Genomic DNA, 23,151 nt, shown 5'->3' on the forward strand with positions numbered 1-23,151 from the left:
GGCAGAACTGACCTGGACCGTGCGCGTTAGGCCTGCCGAACACGGCGATGATGTGGCGAAACGCCGCCACCGGCGATTTTCGCCGAGCCGTCGTTTTTACGACTCAAACATGGGTTAGGTTCGGAGCCGGCGGAGTGCCTTACGCGACAGCAGGTCTGTCCCTTGGTGCATCCGCCCAAAAACCGCACCACCAGCATTCGGGAGGACGTCCGTGACCCCAGCAGACATCGGCGACATCCCCACGCAGAATCCGTGTGCACAATGCGGGACACCGATCCCGTTCCCGGACTGGATCGAGCCGGGCGAGGGACGCATTTCCTATCTCTGGAAATGCCAGGCTTGTGGCTATCACTTCGAGGCGATCGCGATCTTCGATGAGCCCGTGACCGTCCCGCTCGCGGCCTGAGGCCAAGGCCTTAGGCGGCCAGCCGCGGCTGCTGCCATATCGGCAATTGCATTCGGACGATCAGCCCGTGCGGTCGGCGATCGTGCAGTGACAGCTCGCCGCCATGGGCGAGCGCGATTGCGCGCGCGATCGACAGGCCAGGGCCGAAGCCGGTCGCATGGTCCATGGTGCGCGCATCCTCGCCGCGCACGAACGGCTCCAGCATCTCCTGCTTGCGCGCGTCCGAAATGCCGGGGCCGTCATCCTCGACATCGATGACGAGTTTTGTGCTGGATACATCGAGGCGGATCCTGACCTCGGCGCCGAAGCGCACCGCGTTCTCGATCAGGTTGGTGACGCCGCGATGCAGATCGTCGGGCCGCGCTGCGGCGGTCGCGGATGGCGGGCCTTCGTAATGCACGACATGGCCCATGTCGCCGAACTGGTCGGCGATGAGCTGCAGCGTAGAGGCGATATCGACCAGCGTCACCGCCTCGATCTTGCGGTCGTTGCGCAGCAGCGACAGCACGCTCTCCAGCATCGAGCGCATCTGGTCGAGGTCAACAAGCATGCGCTTGCGGTTGCCTTCGTCCGCGATGAACTCGGCGCGCAGGCGCAGCCGCGTGATCGGCGTGCGCAGATCGTGGCTGATCGCCGCCAGCATCCTGGTGCGATCCGACGCGCGCGAGATCTGCGACGAGGCGCGGCCGGTCGTCGGGCCTCGCCGAGCCGAGCAGCAGCGCCGCATCGGTCAGCTGATGCGCGCCATCAGGCGACGTGTCCGGGCGACCTTGCGGCACAGGCCGAGGCCGTCTTCGCCGGGCAGCATGACGTCGAGGATGATGAGATCAACGCGGTGGTCGGCGATGGCTCGCGACATCTCGCGGGGAACTGTGCGCCTCGCGCGTTCCAGGAACTTTTCCTCGCGCCGCAGTGCCGCAAAGGCGCGACGAAATTGCCGCACCTTGGGAACTGCTGCTGACCCTCGCTGTTTTCTCCGCACGAGTTTTCTGCTGAAGGAGAGGACAAACCATGTTGATGAAATCGATCGCTGCCGGCCTGGCCGGCACTGCCTTGCTTGCGACCGTTGCGTTTGCGCAGAACCCGGCCGCTACCACCGCCGACAAATCGCCCACCGCTTCGACCGCGACGACGACAACCACGAGCGCGTCGGGCGAATGGCGCGCCTCGAAGATGGCAGGCGTGAAGGTTTATAACGAGGCGAACGAGAACATCGGCTCGATCAACGACCTGCTGATGGACAAGAGCGGCGCCGTGAAAATCGCTGTGATTGGCGTCGGCGGCTTCCTCGGCATGGGCGAGCATCTCGTTGCCGTGCCGTATGAGAAGTTGAAGTTCGTCAATGAGGCCGTGGCCTACACCGGCGCCGGGACGAACCCGGGCGCCAAGCCCGCTGCGACCACGACGACGGGTGCTGCGACCGGCACCGAGAAGACGACGACCACCACGACGGCGTCGTCCAGTTCGAAGTGGTATCCTGACCACGCCGTGTTCAACGCGACCAAGGACGAGCTGAAGAACATGCCCGAGTTCAAGTACTCGGAGTAATGGGCTTTTAAACGCCTGAACGCAGCGCGCCCGGTTTTCACCGGGCGCGCCGTCGTGTCTTTTTCTCGGGGAGAATATCCTCAATTCCCCTTCACTAGCGGGCAGCCGCCCTTGTCGAGCGGTCGGAAGGCCTCGTCGCCGGGCACGGTGGCGATCAGCTTGTAGAGGTCCCACTCGCCTTTGGATTCCTCGGGCTTCTTGACCTCGAACAGATACATGTCGTGGACCATGCGGCCGTCGATGCGGATCTTGCCGTTCTTGGCGAAAAAGTCGTTCACCGGCGTCTTGCGCATCTGCTCCATCACCTTCGGCGCTTCGTCGCTCTTGATGGCCTCGATCGCCTTCAGATAGTGCATGGTCGCGGAATAGAGGCCGGCCTGGATCATGGTCGGCATGTGCCCGACCTTGTCGTTGAAGCGTTTGGAGAAGGCGCGGGTTTCGTCATTCGTGTCCCAGTAGAAGGCATCGGTGATGATCAGGCCCTGCGTCGCCTTGATGCCGAGCGAGTGAACGTCGGTGATTTCCATGAGCAGCGCGATCATCTTCTGGCCGCCTTGCGTGATGCCGAATTCGGCGGCCTGCTTCAGCGCATTGGTGGTGTCGCCGCCGGCATTCGCCAGCGCGACCACCTTGGCCTTCGAGGCCTGGGCCTGCAGCAGGAAGGACGAGAAGTCCGACGAGTTGAGCGGATGGCGAACGTCGCCGAGCACCTTGCCGCCGCTCTCCTTGACGACGTTGGCGGCGTCGCGCTCGAGCGCCATGCCGAAGGCGTAGTCGGCGGTGACGAAGAACCAGGTGTCCTCGCCGCGCTTCACCATCGCCTTGCCGGCGACGTTCGACAGCGCATAGGTGTCGTAAGTCCAGTGCACCGTATTGGGCGAACATGCCGGACCGGTGATGTCGGACGAGCCGCCGCCGGAGTTGAGATTGATCTTGTTCTTCTCGCGCGTCAGCGCCGAAATCGGCAGCGCGACCGAGGAGGTCGGCACGTCGAGGATCGCGTCCACCTTCTCGTTGTCGTACCAGTTGCGGGCGATGTTGACGCCGACGTCGGGCTTGTTCTGGTGGTCGGCGGACACGACCTGGATCGGCACGCCAGCGACCTTGCCGCCGTAATCGGCGACGGCCATCTCGACAGCGGCGAGCGAGCCCTTGCCGGTCGCGTCGGCGTAAAGGCTCGACATATCCGTGAGCACGCCGAGCTTGACGACGTTGTCGGAAATCTGCGCCTGTGCCGCGAGCGGTGTGGCGGCGACGGCGAGGCCGGCCGCGACCGCGGCGATGAGTTTATGCATATCGTTTCTCCCTGTGTATTGTCGTTGGGGCGTTGTTGCGGGGACTGTTCTAGCGGCTATCGGCGATCGCAGCTAAGCGCCCCGCGCCATAGCAGAATGCAAAATCGGAAGGGGCGGGCGGTGTTCCTAACCCTCTCCCCTTGGAGGAGAGGGTGGCCAGCGGCGAGACGGGTGACGGGTTCTCTCCGCGAGTCCAACTCTCAATTGAATCCGCGGACAGATACGCCTCATCCGGCGCTTCGCGATTATGCCGAGGCCTTGTGCGAGGAGATCAGGAGCGCTGTCCGGTGATCCGCACCCGCAGCGGCATCAAGGATCACCCGGCGCTGAAGCACGAACTCGCGAACCGCCTTCGTGGTCCGGACGCTGAGCCGACTGGGCTAACTACGAACCGGTACGCGCCTCGCCCGGTCGTCCGCCGGGAAGCGCGCCATGAGCTCGGCCGAGCGGGAGCTGCTGCACCGGGCGGCCAAGCCCAACGTCAGCGACGAGATGGTCGGCTTGTTCGCGACCGGCATAGAGATCGTCGCGGCCGGCGATCATCAGCGGTGGTAAGAGCACGGCGGCCGGCGCGCCGAATATCTGGCCATCAGCAAGAAGCTAGACTGGTCTTTGATCGGCGTCGTCGGCGGCCCCTCCGTGTTTTATCCCGCGCTGGACGGCCCGCCGCCGGGCTACCTGATGTCGCCCATGGCGTGTATCAGGACTGGCCGATCATGCAGGCTTGGCGGAAGGCGCCGCTGGCCGCGCTGGAGGCGAGAAATAAGCAGCATTGACCTCCTTACGGTGTGCGAATTAGACCAGTGATTTGGGGCTTGATGAATGCTGGGGCACCGGGGGCGATGAACAGTCTTAGTCCTTTCCAACCAAAGCGCGATGCACCGTTGACCGGCGGTGCGCGCTTCATTCGCGGCTTCACTCGGATCGGCGCGGTCGTTGCCGTGCTGGTGGCTGTGATCGGCCTCGCGATTACGTACGGTATCGTCAACGAGGGCTACAGTAGAGAAGTGAGCGTCCAAAGGAACGCTCAGTGCATCGCGCGGCTGTCACGCGCGGGCTACGTCTTCAAACTGAAATATCCATCGATCGACAGCCGAACGCTCGACTACGACGTGAACGGTTGCTCGGACTACGGCCTCTATGGCAAGTCGGTAGGCGAGATCATTGCAATCGCAGACTCGCCGGCTCCGACATTCATGACGAGCGAGGCAGCTTCCGCGCTCGGGATGGGCCTGATCATCACCGGCATCTGTGCCATCCTCGCCTATGTCCTCTTCTGGGTGATTGGCTGGGTGTTCGCCGGCTTCACGAGGGACGCATAGCTGTAAAAGAGGGCTGGAAACGTGGCTCAATCTGACGATGGTGCTGCAGTATATTTTCTTTTTGGGTTGGTAGCTCTTTGGTTCTTTGCTCCAGACAGTTGGACGAATGCGCTCTGGTATGGCGTCAAATACCAAGTTGGCTTTGACAAGGTCCAGACGAGCACCAAACCAAAAGACTGCGACTTCATGCACGCGCCTCTCGGCGACAAAGGCTGCAGTTACAAGGCGCATGTGAAGGCCTATAATGCGAGCGGTGCGTTAGTCAGCGGCGAGGACGCGCCAAAATATGGGCGCGATAGCAAAACCGGAAGCTCCATCATCTCTTATAACGACGGCAAGACGTGGGACTGGTATGCAGGGGATGTTCCTGATCCTAAAGTGGCATCCGTCGTGGTTTTTTGGCTCAAGGAGTAGGCGGACTATGCCTGCGCCTCGGCAAGATCGCCGGAGCCGACCGCCCATGCATTCGTTCGAGATCGCCGGCACTGAACATCGGCCGACGTGCCGACGCATCAGCGAGGCCCGCAAGCGATCTGAACGGCTGCGCCGAAAATCTGGGAGAGCATGGAGTTACCGTGGGCCAAACAAGTCTGGTTCTCGCGAAACAGGAGCGATCATCAGGTCGGTATTTGAATGGCCCTTGAGCGTCGTCGTTTCCACTTGCTTGTCGTCAGTTGCGAGCAATTCCGGCTGGCCGAAGGCCTCTATGGCTTCGACAACATCGACGACAGGGAACTCGCGCCGCTCAACCAGAATCCTCACGACCTCTCGATGCGCCGGACGCGGCAGCGAGACCTCTTTGGGCATTTGCCCGTCCGCATCAATGAAAGCCTGTACGATGCGCCAACCCTCGTAAAAGGTCTGCATGAAGTCTTCATCGTGATGCAGCGGGCAGATGATGAGGTTCTTTCCGTCGTCCTTCCGAACGATGTCTTTTGCGCCTTGCTTCGTCGGCACGATGCCGATGCGAAGTCCAGCGGCCCCCTCAAGTTGAGACGGATTGATCTTCACGGTCGTCGCCACCCAACGTTCTAACCCGGTGTAGCCGACGAACAAGTCAGCTTTCCAAAGACCGCGAATTGAGTATGGCAGCGCCAGTCGCGTCTTTCTGTTTCGGAATGCTCCGGCGATCTGGTTAAGGTGGCGCTTCAACTTCGCGGGTTGGCCGCGCGTCCCGTACAGAAGCCGCGAGTCATCTGTGAGGATGTCACCCGCAGTGTCGATTAACTGCTGCGTTCCGGTTTTTTCGAGACCGAACAACAGCGAGCGAGGGGGCGCTTGCCCGTTCAACTTACACAGCTTTGCCGCGTCTTCTATCCGCTCAAGCACGCGGGCATCGCCCCTGCTGATCGCCTCATGCACTGCGTACTCAAAGCAGATGCCACAGTCGCCATCGCCAGCTTTGTAGAGCCGAGGTAGCATCTTCAGCTTGATCTGATCATATCCGCCCGCCTCGGCAACTATATCGGCCTTCAAGGCATAGAGAGTGCCCGTAAGAATTGGGCGAACCACGGCAGTGAGCGCCAACACTTCATCGCTCACTGGATTCAGTTGCACTTGTTCACGTATCCGCATGCATTCCCCAGCGGCGAAGTCGCGGCCTACGTCCGGTCGTGACGACGGGGGTCGCCATTGCCCTTAGCAAACGCTTCTCTGAGCGGCGCAAGTGCCTCTGCTCGTCGGCGTGCATTGTTGCGGCGACGGATGATGCCGCGAATGGTCTCGCGACTGAGGTCGAACTCCTTGCCAAGCGCAGTCAACGACAGACCGGAAGCGCGGCCCTCTTCGTAGAGGGCGCAAATGCGCTTGTTCCGCTCGGTGACGTGAGGATAGCGGTCGCTAGGCACGCTGAGCATTCTCCCAAAGGCTGCTCACAGTGTAGCTGATTCTCTCTTGTAGCCACTGCGCGTGGCCGGACCCGTACTTCTCCGCCTCGGCGTAGCAGTACCCCACTAGAATATTTGGGACGTTCGAGAGCCCCCGCCGGCGAGACCGAAAGGAGGCGGCCTGACCGTTGATATCATTGCACTATTTTCGCTATCTCGGCTCCCGCAAGGGAAGAAGGAAGAGGGCATTACGCGCCGCCCTTGAGCCGCTCGTTACGCCGGCGCAGGCCTTCCAGCGTGGCGAGCAGGATCACCGAGACCGTCGTCAGGATCACCGCGGCTGCCGTGATCGTCGGGCTGATGTTCTCGCGGATGCCGCTGAACATTTCGCGCGGCAAAGTGCGCTGCTCGGGCCCTGCCATGAACAGCACGATCACCACCTCGTCAAAGCTGGTCGCGAAGGCGAACAGTGCACCCGATGCGAGTCCCGGCAGGATCAGCGGCAGGATCACCCGGCGGAACGCCAGAAGCGGTGAGGCGCCGAGCGAGGCGGCGGCGCGGGCGAGGTTGGTGTCGAAGCTTTGCAGCGTCGCGCCGACCGTGATCACCACGAACGGCGTTGCCAGCGCGGTGTGAGCCAGGATCAGGCCGAGATAGCTGCCGGTGAGGCCAATCGGCGCGAAGAAGAAATAGAGACCGACCGCGGTGATGACGCCGGGCACGACCACCGGCGACAGCACGAAGGCCAGCACCAGCGGCTTGAGCCGGCTCTTCCACTGCGCCAGCCCAAGGGCTGCCAGCGTGCCAAGAACCATCGACAGCAGCGTCGAGGCCACGCCGATGATCATGCTGTTCTTCAGCGAGTTCATCCAGCGCGGCGAGCTGATGAAGTCGTCGTACCAGCGCAAGGAGAGGCCCGGCAGCGGATAAGTGAGATACGAACCGGAGCTGAAGGACAGCGGCATGATCGCCAGGATCGGCGCGATCAGGAAGATGAAGACCAGCGTCGAGATGACGATGGTTGCGGTCCAGGCGATGCGCTGGCTGGGTGTGCGCAAGGAGGAAGCGTCGTTCAATTCTTCATCCCTCCCGTCACCTGCTGGCCCTGCACCAGCTTGCCATAAACGAGCGCGAGCAGCACGGTCGCGAGCAGCAGCACCGCGCCCAGCGCCGAAGCCAGGCCCCAATTGGCTGTTTCGGTGGTGTAGAGCGCGATGAAGTAGCTGATCATCTGGTCGGCGGCGCCGCCGACGAGGGCCGGCGTGATGTAATAGCCGAGCGCCAGGATGAAGACGAGCAGGCTGCCCGCGCCGATGCCGGGTAGGGTTTGCGGCATATAGATCCGCAGGAAAGCGGTGATGGGCGATGCACCGAGCGAGGCGGCGGCACGCATATAGGCCGGCGAGATCGCCTTCATGCTGCTGTACAGCGGCAGGATCATGAACGGCAGCAGCACGTGGGTCATGGCCACGCAGACGCCGAAGCGGTTGTAGATCAGGCGCAGCGGCTCGTCGATGATGCCGAGCCAGTGCAGGCTGTCATTGACGACGCCCTTGCTTTGCAACAGCACGATCCAGGCGCAGGTTCGAACCAGAAGCGAGGTCCAGAACGGCAGCAGCACGAAGATCATCAGCAGGTTCGACCGGCCCGGCGGCAGCGTCGCCAGCAAATAGGCGACCGGGAAGCCGAGGACCAGGCAGAGCACCGTGACACCGAGGCTGATCAGGAACGTGCGGCCGAAGACATCGCGGTAGATGGCCTGATCCGGCGGAGCCGCGACGATCGCACCGTCCGCGTTCCTGACAAGGTCGAGCGCGCCGAGCAGGTAGAAGCTGGTGACCGGACCACTGGCGTCCCTGATCGTCGTCCAGGTGGCGCGGTCGCGCCAGGCCGGGTTGATCTTGCCCAGCGTCTCCCTGGCCGTGCCCGGCTCCGGCATCGCTTTCAGATTGCGTGCGGTGCTGGTGAGGATTGTGCGAAAACCGTTTTGGGCGTAGTTAAGCCGCTTGGCCGCGATGGCGATGGTGCCGGCGGCGCGCGCCGCCTGAATGTCGCTTGCCAGGGCGGCATAGGCCTTTTCGTCCGGCACATCCTTGCCGTCCCAGCCGGCGAGAGCCGCGACCGTCTGCGGCAGAACCTGGCGCACCTCGTGGTCATCGACCGCGTGCCACAGCATGCCGGCGATGGGCCCGGCGAAGGTGAACAGCAGAAACAGCAGCAGCGGCAGAACCAGCGCCAGCGCCTTGATCTGGCGCGCGCGCTCCGCCCGCTTCAGGCGGCGCTTGAGCGACACGTTGGTCTTCACATCCGCGCCGGTGAGGGAGGCTGCTGTCATGGGTTGATCATTTCAGGCAAGGGGCGGTGCGCCGGCGAAAGGGTCTCGCCCCTCCGCCCGCACCGCACGCGAGTTCGGCCGCGCTACTTCGCGGCCCATTTGTTGAAGCGCTCGGTCAGCTTGTCGATGTTCTCGAGCCAGAAGGCGACGTTGATCTCGACCGCGTTCTTGATGTTGTCAGGCGCCGTCGGCAGATCCTTCAGGACGGCCGGCGGGATCAGGGCGGCGGCATCCTTGTTCGAGGTGCCGTAGGCAATGTTCTGCGACAGCTTGGACTGGTTCTCCGCCTTGCCGACGAAGTCCAGGAACTTGTAGGCCGCGTCCTTGTTCGGGCTGCCCTTCAGGATGACCCAGCTGTCGAGCGTGAACAGCGCGCCGTCCCACACCATGCCAAAGTTCTTCTTCTCGTTCTTGTTCGCAGTGTCGATCCGGCCGTTGTAGACCGAGGTCATGGCCACCTCGCCGGAGGCGAGCAATTGCGGCGGCTGGGCACCGGCCTTCCACCAGACGAGGTCGCCCTTGATGGTGTCGAGCTTCTTGAACGCGCGATCGACGCCTTCGTCGGTCGCCAGCACCTTGTAGACGTCCTTCGGTGGGACGCCGTCGGCCATGAGGGCGATCTCGAGTGTGGTCTTCGGGCCCTGGCGCAAGGCGCGCTTGCCGGGGATCTTCTTGGTGTCGAAGAAGTCGGCCCAGCCATTGGGCGCTTCCTTCAGCTTGTCCTTGTCGTAGCCGAGCACGAAATCATAGAGGATGGCGCCGACGCCGCAGGGATTGACCGACGGCTGGATATAGGCGGCCTCGCCGCCGATCTTGGAATAATCCAGCTTCTCGTAGAGGCCTTCCTCGCAGCCGACCGCGAGCTCGTCGCTCTCGACCTGCACGACGTCCCAGGTGGCGGCGCCACCCTGCACCTTGGCGCGCAACACGCCGACGCCGCCGTCCCAGGATTCGTCGTTCATGGCAATGCCTGACGCCTTCTTGAACGGCTCGAAATAAACCTTCTTCTGCGCGTCCTGATAGGCGCCGCCCCACGACACCACCGTGAGGTCACGCGCCTGCGCAACCGTCGCCAGCGCCGCGCTGGCGGTGAACGCCGCGACGAAACCCAGAGCAATCTTGCCGGTCATCTTGCTGGTCTTGCGCTTCCGCATGGTCGTTGTCCTTCTTCTGGTGAGTTGCGTTGAGGTTGATCGGTCGATCAAACGGGGTCGAGCGCGAGGCAGTCCTCGGGGCGGAAGCTGATGAAGACGCTTTCACCCGATCTCAGCCGGTCATGCGCGCCTGGTTGCAGCTTGACCATGAACTCTGTATTCCCGGCGACATCGAGCACGGCCAGCGCATGGTCGCCGAGATAGATGGTGTTCTGCACCTTGGCCGGCAGCCGGTTCGCACCGTCGCTGGAGGCGCCGTCGGGTACAATCGCGACCCGCTCCGGCCGCACCGACAGCGAGGTCGCAGCTCCCGCGCCCGAGACGTTGACCGCACGGGCCATGACGGTGCCGCCGGCGGCCAGCAAGACGCGGCAATAATCCTTGTCTGTTGTCTCGACCGTGCCTGACAGCACGTTGTTCTCGCCGACGAAATTGGCGACGAAGCTGTTCACCGGGCGCTCGTACAGCGCATCGGGCCTGTCGATCTGCTGCACGATGCCGTCGTTGAACACGGCGATGCGGTCCGACATGGTGAGCGCTTCGCTCTGGTCGTGGGTGACGTAGACGACGGTGATGCCCATGGTCTCGTGCAGCTGCTTGATCTCCAGCTGCATCTGCTCGCGCAGGCGCTTGTCGAGCGCGCCGAGCGGCTCGTCCATCAGCACCAGCTGCGGGTTGAACACCAGCGCGCGCGCCAGCGCCACGCGCTGCTGCTGGCCGCCGGAAAGCTGCCCGGGTCGCCGCTGCGCCAGCGTTTCCATCTTGATCATGCGCAGCGCAGCCTTGACGCGCTCCTGTGTTTCCGCCTTGCTCCTCTTGCGCACGGAGAGCGGGAAGGCGACGTTCTCCTCGATCGTCAGGTGCGGAAACAGCGCATAGTTCTGGAACACCATGCCGATGTCGCGCTTGTGCGGCGGCATGTTCTTGATCGGGCGGTCGGCGAGGTAGATCTCGCCCTGGGTCGGCACCTCGAAGCCGGCCAGCATCATCAACGTGGTGGTCTTGCCCGAGCCCGAGGGGCCGAGCAGCGTGATGAACTCGCCCTTTTTGATGTCGAGATCGAGGTGCTTCACCACGAGGTGCTCGCCATCATAGGTCTTCTGAATGCCGGAAAAGCGCACCAGGATGGGCGTGACCAGGCCGGCTTCCATCTTGTCTTCGTGCCCCACTACAATTTTATCTGCTACAATATTATCTGCGCGTCGTGGCGCAGATGAGCTTATCATCCTGCGACGAGAATGCCAGCGGCGCAAGCGCTTGACGCGCGCGGACCCGCCGAGAAGGCGCGCTACGGCAGCTTCGTCAGCGAGACGTTCAGCGTCCCGCCGGCTTCCGCAACCACGCGCAGCGTCCTGGAATCGAACGCGATGTCGGTCAGCGTGAGGCTGTCGATTTTGGCATCGATCCTGAGGCCGTCCTCGCTCTTCTGGTAGTCGGCGATGGCGGCTGCGATCTTCTCGCGCGCATTGGCGGCGATCGGCTTCAGGTCGAGCGTCGCTTTCTGCACCAGCGCCTGCTGCATCTGCGGCACCACCGCGCGGGCCGCGGCGCCGAGCAGGCCGAAAGCCGCCTCGGATTCCACCGCGAGCTGGATGTCGGCAAGCCGCAGCGTCTGCTGCGCCTGGTCGAGCATCGGCCGGCCCCAGATGTGCACGGTCGCCTCGGCACCCAGGCCGAGCCAGCTCTTCTTCTCCTTGGCGCGCACCAGCAGCGAGATCAGCAGGCGATCGCCTGAGGGGATGACGTTGACGCTCTTCACGGTGACGTCGACCGGACCGGAGCCGTCCTCGGGATAGGTGTGGCCGACCATTTGCGCCGCGATCAGCTTGTTGATCTCGGTGAAGGGCACGTCGATGGGAACGCCGATGTTCACGCCGGTGCCGGTCGGCGGCACGATCGAGATCTTGTCGGGGAAGGGGCAGTCCGGCTTGGTCTGCGTCGAGGTCACGCGCGTCTCGGCCTCGAGGCCGAGCAGCAAGGTCACGGCCTGCGCGTCGACGCGCGGCTGCGCCGCAATGGCGCGGGTCGGCTTCATCTCGAGCCAGAGCGGCGGCAGCGCCGCCGAGGAGCCGGCGCCCTGCAGCGGGATTGAGCGGCAGGCCTTGGCCCATTGCACCCTGGCATTGTCGCGCAGGCTGGGATCGTTGCGGATGCGCTCGGCGACGACGTTGAGCTGCTCGCCGACGGTCTTGTCGATCAGCGGCTTGACCTGCGCCGGCACGTTGACCTTGGCGCCGGCGACGTTGACGTTGGTGTCGCCGAGATTGACCTGCGCGCCCAAATTCGGCTCGAGGTGCCAGGCGGCCGCGAGCTTGGGGCGCGAGGTGACGACCACGCTGCCCCTGATCTCGGCGCTGGCATTCAAATTCTTGATGTTGACGGCGCCGATCCGTTTCGCCGCGTCGCCGCCGAGCACGCTGCCCAGGGCATCGCCGAGCGCGCCGGTGGCCTTTGCCGACAGCGACCCTGTTACGTTCAGCTTGCCGGTGATCGGCGTCGACAGCGTCAGCACGTCCTTGTCGCCGGTCGCCGACATCGGCCCGCGGGCGGCGGTCCAGCCGATATCGGCATTCTCCAGGATCTGCGAGATCGGGTTCTCGGCCTTGCCGGCGAAATTGCGCGGCGAGGCCTTCTCGGCCTGGTCGCGGATCGCCGACAGCGCGATCGCGACGGGTGCCACCACGATCGAGCTCTTCGCGGTCGGCGGCAGCGGCGGCAATTGTGCGATCGGCGGCGCCGAATTGACCACGCGCGGCGACATCAAGTCCATCGCCTTCAGGCTGATGAAAAACGACGCCGCCAGCACCGCAACAGCGATCAGCACGGTCTTCAAATTCAACGTCAGACGCATCAGTCCCCCAAGCCGCCCAACGGGGATTTTACAGGGCGGGCGAGGAGGGCGCTAGAGCGCACCGGTGGGGTGGAATTGCGGCAAACGGGTTAACGGCGGCGGCGTTGCTCGCTTTGGCCTCCGCAAGCTGCGCTCCTTTAGCTGCGCCTGGGGCGACGGACCGCTCTCACCTTGCCGCTGTCGCCGCCGCCGCAGAACAACTGGTCGCCGCCGTCGGATTCCAGCCCCGAGACCATCGTCCCCTCTGGCATATCAAGCTGCTCGAGCACCTTGCCGGTGTCAGGATCGATCCGCCTGAGGTCGCTGTCATCGCCTTCCCAGGTGCCATGCCAGAGCTCGCCGTCGACCCAGGTCACGCCGGTGACGAAGCGCTTGCTTTCGATGGTGCGGAGGATCTTTCCCGTTTCAGGATCGACCTGATGGATCTTGCGCTCGCGATATTGCCCGACCCAGAGCGAGCCCTCGGCCCAGGCCAGCCCGGAATCGCCGCCACCGCCCGGTGCTGGAATCGTGCTGACGATCGCGCCGCTCGCCGCGTCGATCTTCTGGATGCGATCCTCCGCGATCTGGAACAGGTGACGGCCATCGAACGCCGTGCCCGCATGTGCGGCGACGTCGATCGAGCGCGAGACCTCGCCGCTCGCGGGATCGAGGGCGTTCACCTTGTCGTCGGACGCGAACCAGACCTGGCTGCCGTCATAGGTGACGCCGTGCACGGACTTGACGTTCGGAAAAGGCCCGTACTCGCGGATGATCTCGGCGGCTGATCGTTTCATGGTGTGGTCCCTGTGCGGCGATCAATGAATCCTACGCTTTCAAGAGCGGCGAGGGGAGTAACAAGCCTGTCGGGAAACCCGGGACCGGCGGGGTCATCCAGCGCCGTGCCCTGCCATGGCCGAACGACTGCACCTTGTTCGATCGCGCCAGCTCCTCGAGCGCCCGCTGCACGGTGCGTGCGCTCATTCGAAGCGCGAGCGCGAGCGCCGAGCTCGACCATGGCTCGCCATCGGCAAGAATGGCAAGGACGGCGGCGTGCTTCTCCTCGACCGGGCGCGCCAGCACGATGACGTCGCGCGTCTTTCGCGGCGCCAGCTCGAAGCCCTGTTTTGTGGCGCTGATCTCGGCCAGCGGCCTGAGCTGGGTGCGGAGCCGTCCGATCTCGACGCGCAAGCGCGCACGGTGCGATTCGTCGGCGTGCCTCGCCTGGAACGCGCCCGAGATCAGCGCCTCGCGCGAGACATCTTCCGGCCATGCCTGCGCCAGCAGACGGGCGAGCGCGAACAGTACGGGCCGCGTCCCGAGCGATACGGCAATGCCCTGCCTGCGCACGACATGATGAAAGCTGTCGACGACGAGCGCGGTCGAGGTCGCGAGGCGCTCGACCTCGCCGAGCAGCAGCGGGTGCTCGCTGCCGCGTGCGATCAGGCGCGCGGCTGGCGTCTTCAGAATGAGGCTTGCGCCGTCGACCTCGGCCACCAGCGCCGGGATGTTGGCCCGTCGCGCAGCGCGGGCCGCGAGGTCAAGCGCCGCGCGCGCCTCGTTCGATTTGAGCCGCCTGATGGCGATGCCGGCAACCACGAGCTCGCGCACGACCTGGGACGCAGGCGGCAGCGGGCAGGCGCGGATCTCGGCCAGCGTCCGCTCGGCCTCATCGATCCTCCCGAGCAGGAGCAGGCGGCGCGCCTCGATGTGGCCGGCATGGGCGGCATTGGTGAGATCGCCGTGGCTTGCCAGCGTCGCCCGCGCCGCTGTGAGCGCCTTCGCCGGCCAGTTCAGGTCGCGCGAGACCAGCGCGATCTCGGCCTCCGCCACCACGCATCTGGCCCGCGCGACCGCTTCGCGCGGCCCGAAGGCGCGGGCGGCGCTGCGCAGCAGCGCCTTGGCTTTGGCGAGATCGCCGAGCTGCGCCATCGCGATGCCGCGCAGCGCCAGCGAGGGCGCATCGTTGCGCAGTGCGACGCGGTTCAGCGCGCCGAGCGGATCGCCGGCCTCCAGCGCGCGGGCGGCGGCCGTGATCAGCGACTCCATGAAAATCCCGCCACACTTGTTACTCCCACCGTGCGCCCGTCCGGTGCGAGAACTCTCCCACGGCCGACGATGTGCGGCGAGCGAGAGATTTGGAGAGCCATGATGACATCAGCCAACAAAGCAGCGACCAACGGACAGCCCGCCATGCTAACACCGCCAGTGGTCTCGGCGGAGGAGTGGGAAGCGGCCCGTCAGGTGCTGCTGGTGAAGGAGAAGGCACATACCCGCGCCCGCGACGCACTCGCCGCCGAACGCCGGCGCATGCCGTGGATGGAAGTGACCAAAACCTACGCATTCGAGACGCCATCCGGCAAGGCCAGTCTGCTCGATCTGTTCCAGGGCCGGCGCCAGCTGATCCTGTACCGGGCCTTCTTCGAGCCTGATGTGTTCGGCTGGCCCGACCATGCCTGCCGCGGCTGCTCCATGGTGGCCGACCAGGTCGCCCATGTGGCGCATCTGAACGCCCGCGACACCACGCTGGTGTTCGCCTCGCGGGCTCCGCAGCCGGATATCGCGCGGCTGAAGGCGCGGATGGGCTGGAACATTCCGTGGGTCACCATCACCGACAGCTTTGATGCCGATTTTGGCGTCGGCGAGTGGCACGGCACCAACGTGTTCTACCGCGACGGGAAACGAATCTTCCGGACCTATCTGATCAAGAGCCGCGGCGACGAGCAGATGGGCAGCACCTGGAACTATCTCGACATCACCCCGCTCGGCCGCCAGGAGGTGTGGGAGGATTCGCCTCCGGGCTATCCGCAGACGCCGACCTACAAATGGTGGAACTGGCACGACAGCTACGAGGCGGGTGCGGAGCCCGACAAGAAATGGGTCGAGGTCTCCGACGCCGGCGAGATCGCGCTCCGCACACCGGGTGCGCAATGAGCGAGGTCCATGCCGCCAGCGCCAGGCGTGACGGCAGCGAGGCCGCATCCCAGCTTGCGCCATCCCATCTTGCTCGGTGGCTGGGCCTGGCGGCCACGCCGACCTTCGCGGCCATGGCGGTGCTGACGGCCGCCTTCAGTGGCGGCCCGGCGGACATGCTCTGCTCCGCCGGGCATGGGCTGTCGCTGGGCGGGATGGTGCCGATGTATCTCTTGATGAGCGCGTTCCATTCGGCGGCGTGGCTGCGGTTGCTCTCGGGGTGGCGGGGGCGGGAGTAAGCGGCGCCTCGTGCCCGCCTCGCCCGGCCGCATCCTGAGGAGCCCGCCTTAGCGGGCGTCTCGAAGGATGGCCGCACGCACGAGCTCCAAACGAAAACGGCCCCGGCATTGCCGGGGCCGTTTGCAATTTTCTTCCAGGACCTCGCGTTACCTCAGCTCCGCGCGGCGCTCGGTCATCGGCAGCACGATCACCTTGGTGCCGACGTTGACGCGGGAATAGAGGTCGGAGACGTCGTCATTGGTCAGGCGGATGCAGCCGGAGGAGACGTGCTTGCCGATCGTGTCGGGGGCGTTGGTGCCGTGGATGCGGTAGACGGTGCCGCCGAGATACATGGCGCGGGCGCCGAGCGGGTTGCCGGGGCCGCCGGCCATGTGGCGCGGCAGATAAGGCTGGCGCTGGATCATTTCCGGCGGCGGGGTCCAGTCCGGCCACTCGGCCTTCTTGGTCACCGACTGCGTGCCGGACCAGGTGAAGCCGTCACGGCCGACGCCAATGCCGTAGCGGATCGCCTGGCCGTTACCGAGCACATAATAGAGATAGGTGTTGGGCGTATCGATGATGATGGTGCCTGGCGCTTCGCGCGTCGCATACGAAACGGTCTGGCGGCGGAAGCGGGCCGGCGTCTCGACGGCATCCTGGTTCTCTGATGGCGCGGCCTGGTAGGTCGGCGCAGAATAGGGCTGGTAAGGCTGAAGCGGCTGCGGCGCAGTCATCACCGGCAGCGGCTGGAAGAACGGGAAGAGCTGCACGGGCGCGGCTTTTGCCGGGCCGGCACATGCGATTGCAGCAACGACCACTGCACTGACGGCAACGGCGCGCGAATACGTCCTGAACGTGTCCAGATTGAACATTGGTCGCCCCTGTTTGCGTGGTGTTTCTTGGTCACCCCGGCACCGTTGCGGTGCTCCGTTGCTTAGGTTCCTAACGGAAACAAGTTTCGGGACGTTTGCGCGGAAAATCGAAAACGGTTTCATCGCGGCAAGGATTGTTTCATGACAGTTTCGTGGCCACGACGGGTCCGTTAACGAACAAAACACTGGGCCGACACTTCTGTGACGTCACACGCCTGAAATATCCGTGGTTGATGGTCGATGCCTGAGAATCATCAAACTCTCGGGATTTCCCCATGCGGGTATTAATCGCGACCGACGCCTGGCATCCGCAGGTCAACGGTGTGGTCCGGACGCTGACCTCGCTCGCTGCCGCCGCCAAGGCGCTCGATGTCGAGATCGACTTCCTGACGCCTGACGGCTTCAGGTCCTGGCCGCTGCCGACCTATCCGGGCATTCGCATTGCGTTGCCGAGCGGGAAAGAGATCGCGCGCCGGATCGAGAGGTGCGCGCCCGAAGCGCTGCACATCGCCACCGAAGGCCCGATCGGCTGGGCCGCGCGGGCCTATTGCCGCCGCAACCGCCTCGCTTTCACGACGTCCTACACCACGCGCTTTCCGGAATATGTCTCGGTGCGAACAGGCATCCCCGATGCCGTCGGCTACGCCGTGTTGCGCCACTTCCACGATGCCGCCGCCATGACCATGGTGGCGACGCCGTCGCTGCGGCAGGAGCTTTCGGCGCGCGGCTTCAAGCGCCTCGGCTACTGGGGCCGCGGCGTCGACACCGAGCTGTTTCATCCTGATTCTCCGGCCGAGCTCGATCTGCCGCGCCCGATCTTCATGACCATGGGGCGCGTCGCGGTCGAGAAGAATCTCGAAGCCTTCCTCTCGCTCGATCTGCCCGGCACCAAGGTGGTCGTCGGCGACGGACCGCAGAAGGCCGCGCTGGAGAAGAAATATCCTGACGTGGTCTTCCTCGGCGAGAAGAAGGGCGCCGATCTCACCGCGCATCTCGCCGCCGCTGACGTGTTCGTGTTCCCGAGCCTCACCGATACGTTCGGCGTGGTGCAGCTCGAGGCGCTCGCCTGCGGCACGCCCGTTGCAGCGTTTCCGGTAACGGGACCGAAGGACGTCATCGCCGATCATCCGATCGGCGCGATCGACCATGATCTGCGCGCCGCCTGCCTGCGCGCGCTCACCATGTCGCGCGAGACCTGCCGCAACTTCGCGCTGGAGCGCTCCTGGGAAAACAGCGCGCGCCAGTTCGTCGGCAATCTCACCTCACTTCAGCCCAGCCGCGCCTTGCGCGCTTCACCTCGCATGGCGCAGCGGCCGGTGCGCGGGTGATCCATATTTTGACCCAAAGCGAGAACCTCATCGATGGCTAAGATCATGAACCTTGACGGCACCCAGCAGCTCGACCTCACCCGTGGCTCGGTCGAGCAGGCCTATGACCGCTGGGCGCCCGTCTACGATCTCGTGTTCGGCGGCGTATTCGCCAAGGGCCGCCAGGCCGCGATCGCAGCCACCAACAAGATCGGCGGCCGCGTGCTCGAGGTCGGCGTCGGCACCGGCATCTCGCTGCCGCTCTATGCCCCGCATCTGCGCATCTTCGGCACCGACATTTCGGACGCGATGCTCGACAAGGCCCGCCGCCGCGTTCGCGAAGGCAATCTCAAGAACGTCGAGGGCCTCGCGGTGATGGACGCCGAGAAGCTCGAATTCCCCGACAATTCCTTCGACGTCGTGATGGCGCAATATGTCGTCACCGCGGTGCCGAATCCGGAGAAGGCGCTGGACGAATTCGCCCGCGTGCTGCGTCCGGGCGGCGAGCTGATCATCCTGACCCGTGTCAGCGCCGACACCGGCATGCGCCGTTTCATCGAGCAGAAGCTGCAGCCGGTGGTGCGTCCGCTCGGCTTCCGCACCGCCGAGTTCGCTTGGTCGCGCTATGCCAAATGGCTTGCCGGCGCCAAGGGCATGGAGCTCGCCGAGCGCCGCCTGATTCCGCCGCTCGGCCATTTCTCGCTGGTGCGCTTCCGCAAGATCGACATCGCCAAGGCAGCTTGAGCAAGGCAGCTTGAGCAAGGCAGCACCGCTCGCGCGTTCTTCGTGCGTCATCGCGGCGCTGCACATCATATGACAAAACGATGATGTCACACGCCGTACATCGAATCTCTGTAAATCCCGAGCCCGAAAGCATTTTGGGGGAGAGCATGATCAAGAACTATCTCGAGCAGCTGCGGATCCAGCGCTGGGACGACCATCGCTACTATCACCACAGCCGCATCAATCAGAGCCTGCACTTCGTCAGCGCGCTGAGCTTCCTCTTTGCCTATGTCTGGCTGTTCGTCGATCCCATGATCTCGGCGCTGGTCGGCTGGCTGGTCTCGATGACCTCGCGCCAGGCCGGCCACTTCTTCTTCGAGCCGCACACCTACGACCACATCAACCAGGCGACGCACGAGTACAAGGAGGAGATCAAGGTCGGCTACAACCTTCAGCGCAAGGTGGTGCTGATGGCGATCTGGGCGGCATCGCCGTTGGTGCTGGTCGTCGATCCCACGCTGTTCGGCCTGTTCACGCCCTGGGCGAATGCGAGCGACTTCGTCCGCCAGGTCGCCAAGATCTGGCTGGCAGTCGGCGGCGGCGGTCTTCTGTTCCGCACCGTGCATCTGTTCTTCATCCGCGATGTCGAGACCGGCCTCGTCTGGATGACCAAGATCCTGACCGATCCGTTCCATGATCTGATGCTGTATCGCAGCGCTCCGCTCGCCCTGATGCGCGGCGAACTGATGGATCCCGGCCTGCACCTCAACCCCGAGCACACGCTGGGCTTCATCGACGAGCCCGTGCTCGAAGAGCAGCACGCCTGAGCGCGCCGCGCACGCCACGCAGTCCGATGTCCGACGGTTACGTCATGCCCGGCCTCGTGCCGGGCATCCACGTGTTGAGGGCTGCCGCGAGCGCCGTCGTTCCGGGGCGATGCGCAGCATCGAACCCGGAATCTCGAGATTCCGGGTTCGGCTCTCCGAGCCGCCCCGGAATGACGGTGGTTGTGCTGAAAGAGCCAGCCTCAGCGCCCAAGACGCCTGGCCAGCATCTCTTTCAAGATCTGCCGCTTGATGGTCTTGTTGGTGAGTGCGCCGTCGTGCCACCAGAAGCCGTCCGCCTTCATCTTCTCGGCGGCGCGGACGAAGCGATCGGCGACTTCAGTGAAGTCGGCGTCCGTGTAGTTGAGACTGAAGATCAGACGGCCGGTGCCGACCCAGCTCAGCGCCAGGCCTTCGGCGCGCAGGTAATATTGCAGCATCCAATTGTAGCGGGACGGCGTGGTGTATTTCACTGTCCAGATCGAGGAGAAGTTGGCGAAGCGCACCGGCAGGTCGGTATCCTGCATCATCTGGTTGAGCCTATTCACGCGCCCGTTCCAAGTCTCCTCCAGTCCGTCATAGACCGCGCGAAAATTCGGGCTGGCGAGCCGGCTCAGGAACTCGTCCATCGCCGTCATGACGTAGGGATGCGAGTTGAAGGTGCCGCGGGCGAAGCAGATGTCGGCGGGACGATCATCGCGGAAGCGGCGCATCAGGTCGCGTCTGCCGCAGACCACGCCGACCGGCAGGCCGCCGGCGAGGCTTTTGCCGTAGGTCACCATGTCGGCCTTGACGCCGAAATATTCCTGGGCGCCGCCGGCGGCGAGCCGGAAGCCGACGAAGACCTCGTCGAAGATCAGCACGATGCCGCGCTGGTCGCAGACCTCGCGCAGCTTCTTCAGCCATTCGCTGTAGGCCGCGCGGTCGAAATTGCCGCCGCGCGAGGAATCGACCAGCGAGGAATCGCCGGGCGCGTTGCTGTTCGGATGCAGGCCCTGCAGCGGATTGACCAGCACGCAGGCAATGTCCTTGCGCGTCCTCAGCACGTGCAGCGTCTTCTCCGACATTTCGGAGAGGGTGTAGGTCTCATGCGTGGGAAGCGGATTGCCGACACCGGGCTGCACGTCGCCCCACCAGCCGTGATAGGCGCCGGCGAAACGAACCAGATGCGTGCGCTTGGTGTGGTAGCGCGCAAGGCGCACCGCCTGCATCACCGCTTCGGTGCCGGACATGTGGAACGAGACCTCGTCGAGGCCCGAGATCTGGCAGAGCCGCTGCACGTTGTCGAGGATGACAGGATGGTAAGGGCCGAGCACGGGGCCGAGCGCATGCGCGCGCTTCTCGGAACCCTCGATGCACTCCTTGTAGAAGTCGTTGCCGAAGATGTTGACGCCGTAGGACCCGGTGAGGTCGTAGAAGGTGTTGCCGTCGACATCGGTGACGGTGACACCGCTCGAGGACTCCATGAACGCCGAGGTGCCCAGATGCTCGCGGACGAGGCGCGAGAACTGGAAGGGCACGCGGTAGCTTTCGGTGAAATTGAGGTCCGAGATCGTCTCGGCCGCCGCCTTCGTCATCGCGCGGCCCCTGGGATAGCGATCGGCGTAGATGCGCGCCAGACGGAAGAAGGCGTCCTTGCGCTGCATCACCACATTGCCGGGCGCGCCGTCGCAGCAGAAATACTTATCACCCTCGAACTCGTAGAACGGCAGCAGCTTGGCCACCCGGCGCGACATCTTGGAGTGTCCGGCGAGCGAGCGGTGCTTGGCGCGGGACAACTCGACCCGCGCCTTGATTTTCGGGAGGACGGCGGCAGCAGACGCTGCGGCGGCCACGGACATCGAGAGAATCGGGAGTGTCGTTTCCATGACAACAAGCGCTAAACCTGTGAGCTGACAGATTCATGACAGTCAAAGCCCTCATCGCCTCTTTCACCCAGCAGGAAGACCTCAACTTCCTGCTGACCAACCGCATCCCCCGCGCAGGCTTGACCCGCTTCATGGGCTGGTTCTCCAAGATCAGGAATCCGCTGGTGCGGGATTTTTCCATCGCGCTCTGGAAGCTGTTCTCTGACCTCGATCTGTCGGAAGCGCGCAAGACCCATTTCACCAGCCTGCACGACTGCTTTACGCGCGAGCTGAAGCCGGGTCTGCGTCCGTTCGATCCGGATCCCTCGGTCGTCGCCAGCCCCTCCGACGGCATCGTCGGCGCTCATGGGAAGATCGCCGACACCGAGCTGTTCCAGGTCAAGGGCGCGCCCTATTCGCTGCTCGACCTGCTCGGCGATCCCGCAATGGTCGAGCAGCACCGCAACGGCAGCTTCGTCACGCTGCGGCTGACCTCGAGCATGTATCACCGCTTCCATGCGCCGTACGATGCGCACATCGAGCGCGTCACGCTGATCCATGGCGACGTCTGGAACGTCAACCCGATCGCCTTGAAGCGGGTCGAGCGGCTGTTCTGCAAGAACGAGCGCGCGGTGATCCGCACGCATTTGTCGACGGGTGAGGCCGTGACGCTGGTGCCGGTGGCGGCGATTCTGGTCGCCAGCATCCGCTTGCACTTTCTCGACATGGTGCTGAACGCGCAGACCAGGGGACCGGTCGATTTTCCTTGCGACGTCAACGTCACCAAGGGCGAGGAGCTTGGCTGGTTCGAGCACGGCTCGACCATCATCATCCTCGCGCCGGGCGATTTCTCGTTCTGCGACGGAGTTGCGGAGGGCACGCGCATTCGTGCAGGTCAAGCGCTGCTGCGGCGGAACTAGTCTTCATTCCGCCGCGTCCTGCGTCTATATCGTCCACGGGGACGAATAGACGATACGACGGGATTGGTGATGGTGCGGGCGCCGGTGATGGCGGCGGGTGGTATTGTGTTGCGGCGTGGCGACGCGCCGCTGATCGCGATCGTGCGTCAACACAAGCGCAATGAATGGGTCTTGCCCAAGGGCAAGCTCGACGACGGCGAAACGCCGAAGCAGGCCGCGCACCGCGAGGTGATGGAGGAGACCGGCCACGACGTCGTCATGCACGAATTCCTGGGCACGCTCGTGTACCAGTCGGGAGGGCGCTCGAAAGCGGTGCATTTCTGGCGGATGGAGGCCGAGGGCGGCCAGGTCCGGAAGTTGATGAACGACATCAAGGCGGTCGATTGGTTGCCGCTGGACGACGCGCTCGCGCGCCTCTCACGCGAATATGAGCGCGCCTTTCTCACCCAGGTTGGGCCGATCGCGATCGCCGCGGCCGGCCTTGCACCGTCACCCGCGCCCGAACCGACGCCGGCCGCCGACGAGATCGATGCAGCGTTGCAGACGCTGACACCGGCCGAGGCTGCATCGGTTGACGAGTTGCGGCACGGCCTGTTGCAAAAGGTGCGCGCCTGGCTGCGCGGCGAGGCGTGAGTCTTTTCGTTCGTTTCTCTCCACGCCGTCATTGCGAGCGCAGCGAAGCAATCCAGGATCTTTCCGCGGAGGGACTCTGGATTGGTTCGCTGCGCTCGCAATGACGGGGAGGGAGCG

At 64.3% G+C, this 23,151-nt stretch carries 24 protein-coding genes and 2 pseudogenes; 12 read left to right on the forward strand and 14 right to left on the reverse strand.

What is annotated here, in order from left to right; all coding sequences use genetic code 11:
* Nucleotides 1-211 precede the first annotated feature (211 nt).
* Nucleotides 212-406 (forward strand): hypothetical protein, encoded by a 195-nt coding sequence (locus ACNJX9_RS11220; RefSeq protein WP_057754269.1) that lies wholly within the window; start codon nucleotides 212-214, stop codon nucleotides 404-406.
* Nucleotides 407-416: 10 nt separating this feature from the next.
* Here the strand turns inward: ACNJX9_RS11220 and ACNJX9_RS11225 are convergent.
* Nucleotides 417-1,070 (reverse strand): annotated as a pseudogene (locus tag ACNJX9_RS11225) (sensor histidine kinase); the annotation flags it as partial.
* 102 nt (nucleotides 1,071-1,172) lie between these two features.
* A pseudogene (locus ACNJX9_RS11230) lies at nucleotides 1,173-1,271 on the reverse strand (DNA-binding response regulator); the annotation flags it as partial.
* A gap of 146 nt (nucleotides 1,272-1,417) precedes the next feature.
* Here ACNJX9_RS11230 and ACNJX9_RS11235 point away from each other — a divergent pair.
* A complete protein-coding gene (locus ACNJX9_RS11235; protein ID WP_057754272.1) occupies nucleotides 1,418-1,954 on the forward strand; it encodes a PRC-barrel domain-containing protein in 537 nt (178 codons plus the stop codon).
* A gap of 80 nt (nucleotides 1,955-2,034) precedes the next feature.
* Here ACNJX9_RS11235 and ACNJX9_RS11240 read toward each other — a convergent pair whose 3' ends face one another.
* Entirely contained in the window at nucleotides 2,035-3,249 is a 1,215-nt protein-coding gene (locus ACNJX9_RS11240) for an ABC transporter substrate-binding protein (RefSeq protein WP_057754275.1), read from the reverse strand.
* Between the two features lie 432 nt (nucleotides 3,250-3,681).
* Here ACNJX9_RS11240 and ACNJX9_RS11245 point away from each other — a divergent pair, with 432 nt between their 5' ends.
* From ACNJX9_RS11245 to ACNJX9_RS11255, 3 genes are all read left to right on the forward strand, one after another.
* Nucleotides 3,682-3,804, forward strand: a complete 123-nt coding sequence (locus ACNJX9_RS11245) for a hypothetical protein (RefSeq protein WP_439408792.1) — start codon at nucleotides 3,682-3,684, stop codon at nucleotides 3,802-3,804.
* A gap of 248 nt (nucleotides 3,805-4,052) precedes the next feature.
* On the forward strand, nucleotides 4,053-4,571 hold the full coding sequence (locus ACNJX9_RS11250; protein WP_439408793.1) for a hypothetical protein: 519 nt from the start codon (nucleotides 4,053-4,055) through the stop codon (nucleotides 4,569-4,571).
* A gap of 21 nt (nucleotides 4,572-4,592) precedes the next feature.
* Nucleotides 4,593-4,985 carry a hypothetical protein gene (locus tag ACNJX9_RS11255; RefSeq protein ID WP_439408795.1) on the forward strand — a complete coding sequence of 131 codons (393 nt, stop codon included), beginning with the start codon at nucleotides 4,593-4,595 and terminating at the stop codon, nucleotides 4,983-4,985.
* Between the two features lie 156 nt (nucleotides 4,986-5,141).
* On the opposite strand, the gene ACNJX9_RS11260 is transcribed toward ACNJX9_RS11255, so the two are convergent.
* The 9 genes from ACNJX9_RS11260 to ACNJX9_RS11300 all read right to left on the reverse strand — a co-directional run bounded on the left by ACNJX9_RS11260 (nucleotide 5,142) and on the right by ACNJX9_RS11300 (nucleotide 14,765).
* Entirely contained in the window at nucleotides 5,142-6,146 is a 1,005-nt protein-coding gene (locus tag ACNJX9_RS11260; RefSeq protein WP_439408796.1) for a hypothetical protein, read from the reverse strand.
* 26 nt (nucleotides 6,147-6,172) lie between these two features.
* The gene (locus ACNJX9_RS11265; RefSeq protein WP_439408798.1) at nucleotides 6,173-6,418 is read right to left on the reverse strand and encodes a hypothetical protein; all 246 of its coding nucleotides are present in this window, start codon (nucleotides 6,416-6,418) and stop codon (nucleotides 6,173-6,175) included.
* A gap of 227 nt (nucleotides 6,419-6,645) precedes the next feature.
* Nucleotides 6,646-7,473 carry an ABC transporter permease gene (locus ACNJX9_RS11270; protein ID WP_439408799.1) on the reverse strand — a complete coding sequence of 276 codons (828 nt, stop codon included), beginning with the start codon at nucleotides 7,471-7,473 and terminating at the stop codon, nucleotides 6,646-6,648.
* Entirely contained in the window at nucleotides 7,470-8,732 is a 1,263-nt protein-coding gene (locus tag ACNJX9_RS11275) for an ABC transporter permease (protein WP_057754281.1), read from the reverse strand. The genes ACNJX9_RS11270 and ACNJX9_RS11275 overlap by 4 nt, the downstream gene beginning before the upstream one ends.
* Nucleotides 8,733-8,815: 83 nt before the next feature.
* The gene (locus ACNJX9_RS11280) at nucleotides 8,816-9,886 is read right to left on the reverse strand and encodes an ABC transporter substrate-binding protein (RefSeq protein WP_439408801.1); all 1,071 of its coding nucleotides are present in this window, start codon (nucleotides 9,884-9,886) and stop codon (nucleotides 8,816-8,818) included.
* 47 nt (nucleotides 9,887-9,933) lie between these two features.
* A complete protein-coding gene (locus ACNJX9_RS11285; protein WP_439408803.1) occupies nucleotides 9,934-11,037 on the reverse strand; it encodes an ABC transporter ATP-binding protein in 1,104 nt (367 codons plus the stop codon).
* A 137-nt stretch (nucleotides 11,038-11,174) separates the two neighbouring features.
* Nucleotides 11,175-12,737, reverse strand: a complete 1,563-nt coding sequence (locus tag ACNJX9_RS11290) for a DUF4403 family protein (protein ID WP_439408804.1) — start codon at nucleotides 12,735-12,737, stop codon at nucleotides 11,175-11,177.
* Between the two features lie 137 nt (nucleotides 12,738-12,874).
* Nucleotides 12,875-13,513, reverse strand: a complete 639-nt coding sequence (locus ACNJX9_RS11295) for a Vgb family protein (protein WP_439408806.1) — start codon at nucleotides 13,511-13,513, stop codon at nucleotides 12,875-12,877.
* Between the two features lie 31 nt (nucleotides 13,514-13,544).
* Entirely contained in the window at nucleotides 13,545-14,765 is a 1,221-nt protein-coding gene (locus ACNJX9_RS11300; protein WP_439408808.1) for a helix-turn-helix domain-containing protein, read from the reverse strand.
* Between the two features lie 99 nt (nucleotides 14,766-14,864).
* Here ACNJX9_RS11300 and ACNJX9_RS11305 point away from each other — a divergent pair, with 99 nt between their 5' ends.
* Both ACNJX9_RS11305 and ACNJX9_RS11310 read left to right on the forward strand, forming a co-directional pair.
* Nucleotides 14,865-15,650, forward strand: a complete 786-nt coding sequence (locus tag ACNJX9_RS11305) for a DUF899 domain-containing protein (RefSeq protein WP_057754299.1) — start codon at nucleotides 14,865-14,867, stop codon at nucleotides 15,648-15,650.
* On the forward strand, nucleotides 15,647-15,928 hold the full coding sequence (locus tag ACNJX9_RS11310; protein ID WP_439408810.1) for a hypothetical protein: 282 nt from the start codon (nucleotides 15,647-15,649) through the stop codon (nucleotides 15,926-15,928). Before ACNJX9_RS11305 ends, ACNJX9_RS11310 begins: the two co-directional genes overlap by 4 nt.
* Nucleotides 15,929-16,075: 147 nt before the next feature.
* Here ACNJX9_RS11310 and ACNJX9_RS11315 read toward each other — a convergent pair whose 3' ends face one another.
* Entirely contained in the window at nucleotides 16,076-16,780 is a 705-nt protein-coding gene (locus ACNJX9_RS11315; protein ID WP_439408812.1) for a L,D-transpeptidase, read from the reverse strand.
* 275 nt (nucleotides 16,781-17,055) lie between these two features.
* Here ACNJX9_RS11315 and ACNJX9_RS11320 point away from each other — a divergent pair, with 275 nt between their 5' ends.
* From ACNJX9_RS11320 to ACNJX9_RS11330, 3 genes are all read left to right on the forward strand, one after another.
* Nucleotides 17,056-18,108 carry a glycosyltransferase family 4 protein gene (locus ACNJX9_RS11320; RefSeq protein WP_439408814.1) on the forward strand — a complete coding sequence of 351 codons (1,053 nt, stop codon included), beginning with the start codon at nucleotides 17,056-17,058 and terminating at the stop codon, nucleotides 18,106-18,108.
* Nucleotides 18,109-18,141: 33 nt separating this feature from the next.
* Complete coding sequence (locus tag ACNJX9_RS11325; RefSeq protein WP_057754311.1) at nucleotides 18,142-18,831, forward strand: class I SAM-dependent methyltransferase; 690 nt, start codon at nucleotides 18,142-18,144, stop codon at nucleotides 18,829-18,831.
* A 146-nt stretch (nucleotides 18,832-18,977) separates the two neighbouring features.
* A complete protein-coding gene (locus ACNJX9_RS11330; protein WP_439408815.1) occupies nucleotides 18,978-19,637 on the forward strand; it encodes a hypothetical protein in 660 nt (219 codons plus the stop codon).
* 200 nt (nucleotides 19,638-19,837) lie between these two features.
* Here ACNJX9_RS11330 and ACNJX9_RS11335 read toward each other — a convergent pair whose 3' ends face one another.
* A complete protein-coding gene (locus ACNJX9_RS11335; RefSeq protein ID WP_439408817.1) occupies nucleotides 19,838-21,502 on the reverse strand; it encodes an aminotransferase class III-fold pyridoxal phosphate-dependent enzyme in 1,665 nt (554 codons plus the stop codon).
* Nucleotides 21,503-21,537: 35 nt separating this feature from the next.
* Between ACNJX9_RS11335 and asd the strand changes: the two genes are divergently transcribed.
* On the forward strand, nucleotides 21,538-22,401 hold the full coding sequence (gene asd / locus ACNJX9_RS11340; RefSeq protein ID WP_057754320.1) for an archaetidylserine decarboxylase: 864 nt from the start codon (nucleotides 21,538-21,540) through the stop codon (nucleotides 22,399-22,401).
* 69 nt (nucleotides 22,402-22,470) lie between these two features.
* Entirely contained in the window at nucleotides 22,471-23,034 is a 564-nt protein-coding gene (locus tag ACNJX9_RS11345) for an NUDIX hydrolase (protein ID WP_439408819.1), read from the forward strand.
* The last annotated feature ends 117 nt before the right edge of the window (nucleotides 23,035-23,151 follow it).

It is taken from the genome of Bradyrhizobium sp. BLXBL-03 (assembly GCF_051853015.1).
GTDB lineage: Bacteria > Pseudomonadota > Alphaproteobacteria > Rhizobiales > Xanthobacteraceae > Bradyrhizobium > Bradyrhizobium manausense.

Excerpts from the sequence above, each read along its gene's own strand:
- ACNJX9_RS11300 (WP_439408808.1), bottom strand. The coding sequence starts at position 14,765 with ATGGAGTCGCTGATCACGGCCGCCGCCCGCGCGCTGGAGGCCGGCGAT.
- ACNJX9_RS11330 (WP_439408815.1), top strand. The coding sequence starts at position 18,978 with ATGATCAAGAACTATCTCGAGCAGCTGCGGATCCAGCGCTGGGACGAC.
- ACNJX9_RS11235 (WP_057754272.1), top strand. The coding sequence starts at position 1,418 with ATGTTGATGAAATCGATCGCTGCCGGCCTGGCCGGCACTGCCTTGCTT.
- ACNJX9_RS11345 (WP_439408819.1), top strand. The coding sequence starts at position 22,471 with ATGGTGCGGGCGCCGGTGATGGCGGCGGGTGGTATTGTGTTGCGGCGT.
- ACNJX9_RS11280 (WP_439408801.1), bottom strand. The coding sequence starts at position 9,886 with ATGCGGAAGCGCAAGACCAGCAAGATGACCGGCAAGATTGCTCTGGGT.
- ACNJX9_RS11305 (WP_057754299.1), top strand. The coding sequence starts at position 14,865 with ATGATGACATCAGCCAACAAAGCAGCGACCAACGGACAGCCCGCCATG.
- ACNJX9_RS11310 (WP_439408810.1), top strand. The coding sequence starts at position 15,647 with ATGAGCGAGGTCCATGCCGCCAGCGCCAGGCGTGACGGCAGCGAGGCC.
- ACNJX9_RS11295 (WP_439408806.1), bottom strand. The coding sequence starts at position 13,513 with ATGAAACGATCAGCCGCCGAGATCATCCGCGAGTACGGGCCTTTTCCG.
- ACNJX9_RS11260 (WP_439408796.1), bottom strand. The coding sequence starts at position 6,146 with ATGCGGATACGTGAACAAGTGCAACTGAATCCAGTGAGCGATGAAGTG.
- ACNJX9_RS11245 (WP_439408792.1), top strand. The coding sequence starts at position 3,682 with ATGAGCTCGGCCGAGCGGGAGCTGCTGCACCGGGCGGCCAAGCCCAAC.
- ACNJX9_RS11335 (WP_439408817.1), bottom strand. The coding sequence starts at position 21,502 with ATGGAAACGACACTCCCGATTCTCTCGATGTCCGTGGCCGCCGCAGCG.
- ACNJX9_RS11325 (WP_057754311.1), top strand. The coding sequence starts at position 18,142 with ATGGCTAAGATCATGAACCTTGACGGCACCCAGCAGCTCGACCTCACC.
- ACNJX9_RS11275 (WP_057754281.1), bottom strand. The coding sequence starts at position 8,732 with ATGACAGCAGCCTCCCTCACCGGCGCGGATGTGAAGACCAACGTGTCG.
- ACNJX9_RS11285 (WP_439408803.1), bottom strand. The coding sequence starts at position 11,037 with ATGGAAGCCGGCCTGGTCACGCCCATCCTGGTGCGCTTTTCCGGCATT.
- ACNJX9_RS11320 (WP_439408814.1), top strand. The coding sequence starts at position 17,056 with ATGCGGGTATTAATCGCGACCGACGCCTGGCATCCGCAGGTCAACGGT.
- ACNJX9_RS11315 (WP_439408812.1), bottom strand. The coding sequence starts at position 16,780 with ATGTTCAATCTGGACACGTTCAGGACGTATTCGCGCGCCGTTGCCGTC.
- ACNJX9_RS11290 (WP_439408804.1), bottom strand. The coding sequence starts at position 12,737 with ATGCGTCTGACGTTGAATTTGAAGACCGTGCTGATCGCTGTTGCGGTG.
- ACNJX9_RS11240 (WP_057754275.1), bottom strand. The coding sequence starts at position 3,249 with ATGCATAAACTCATCGCCGCGGTCGCGGCCGGCCTCGCCGTCGCCGCC.
- asd (WP_057754320.1), top strand. The coding sequence starts at position 21,538 with ATGACAGTCAAAGCCCTCATCGCCTCTTTCACCCAGCAGGAAGACCTC.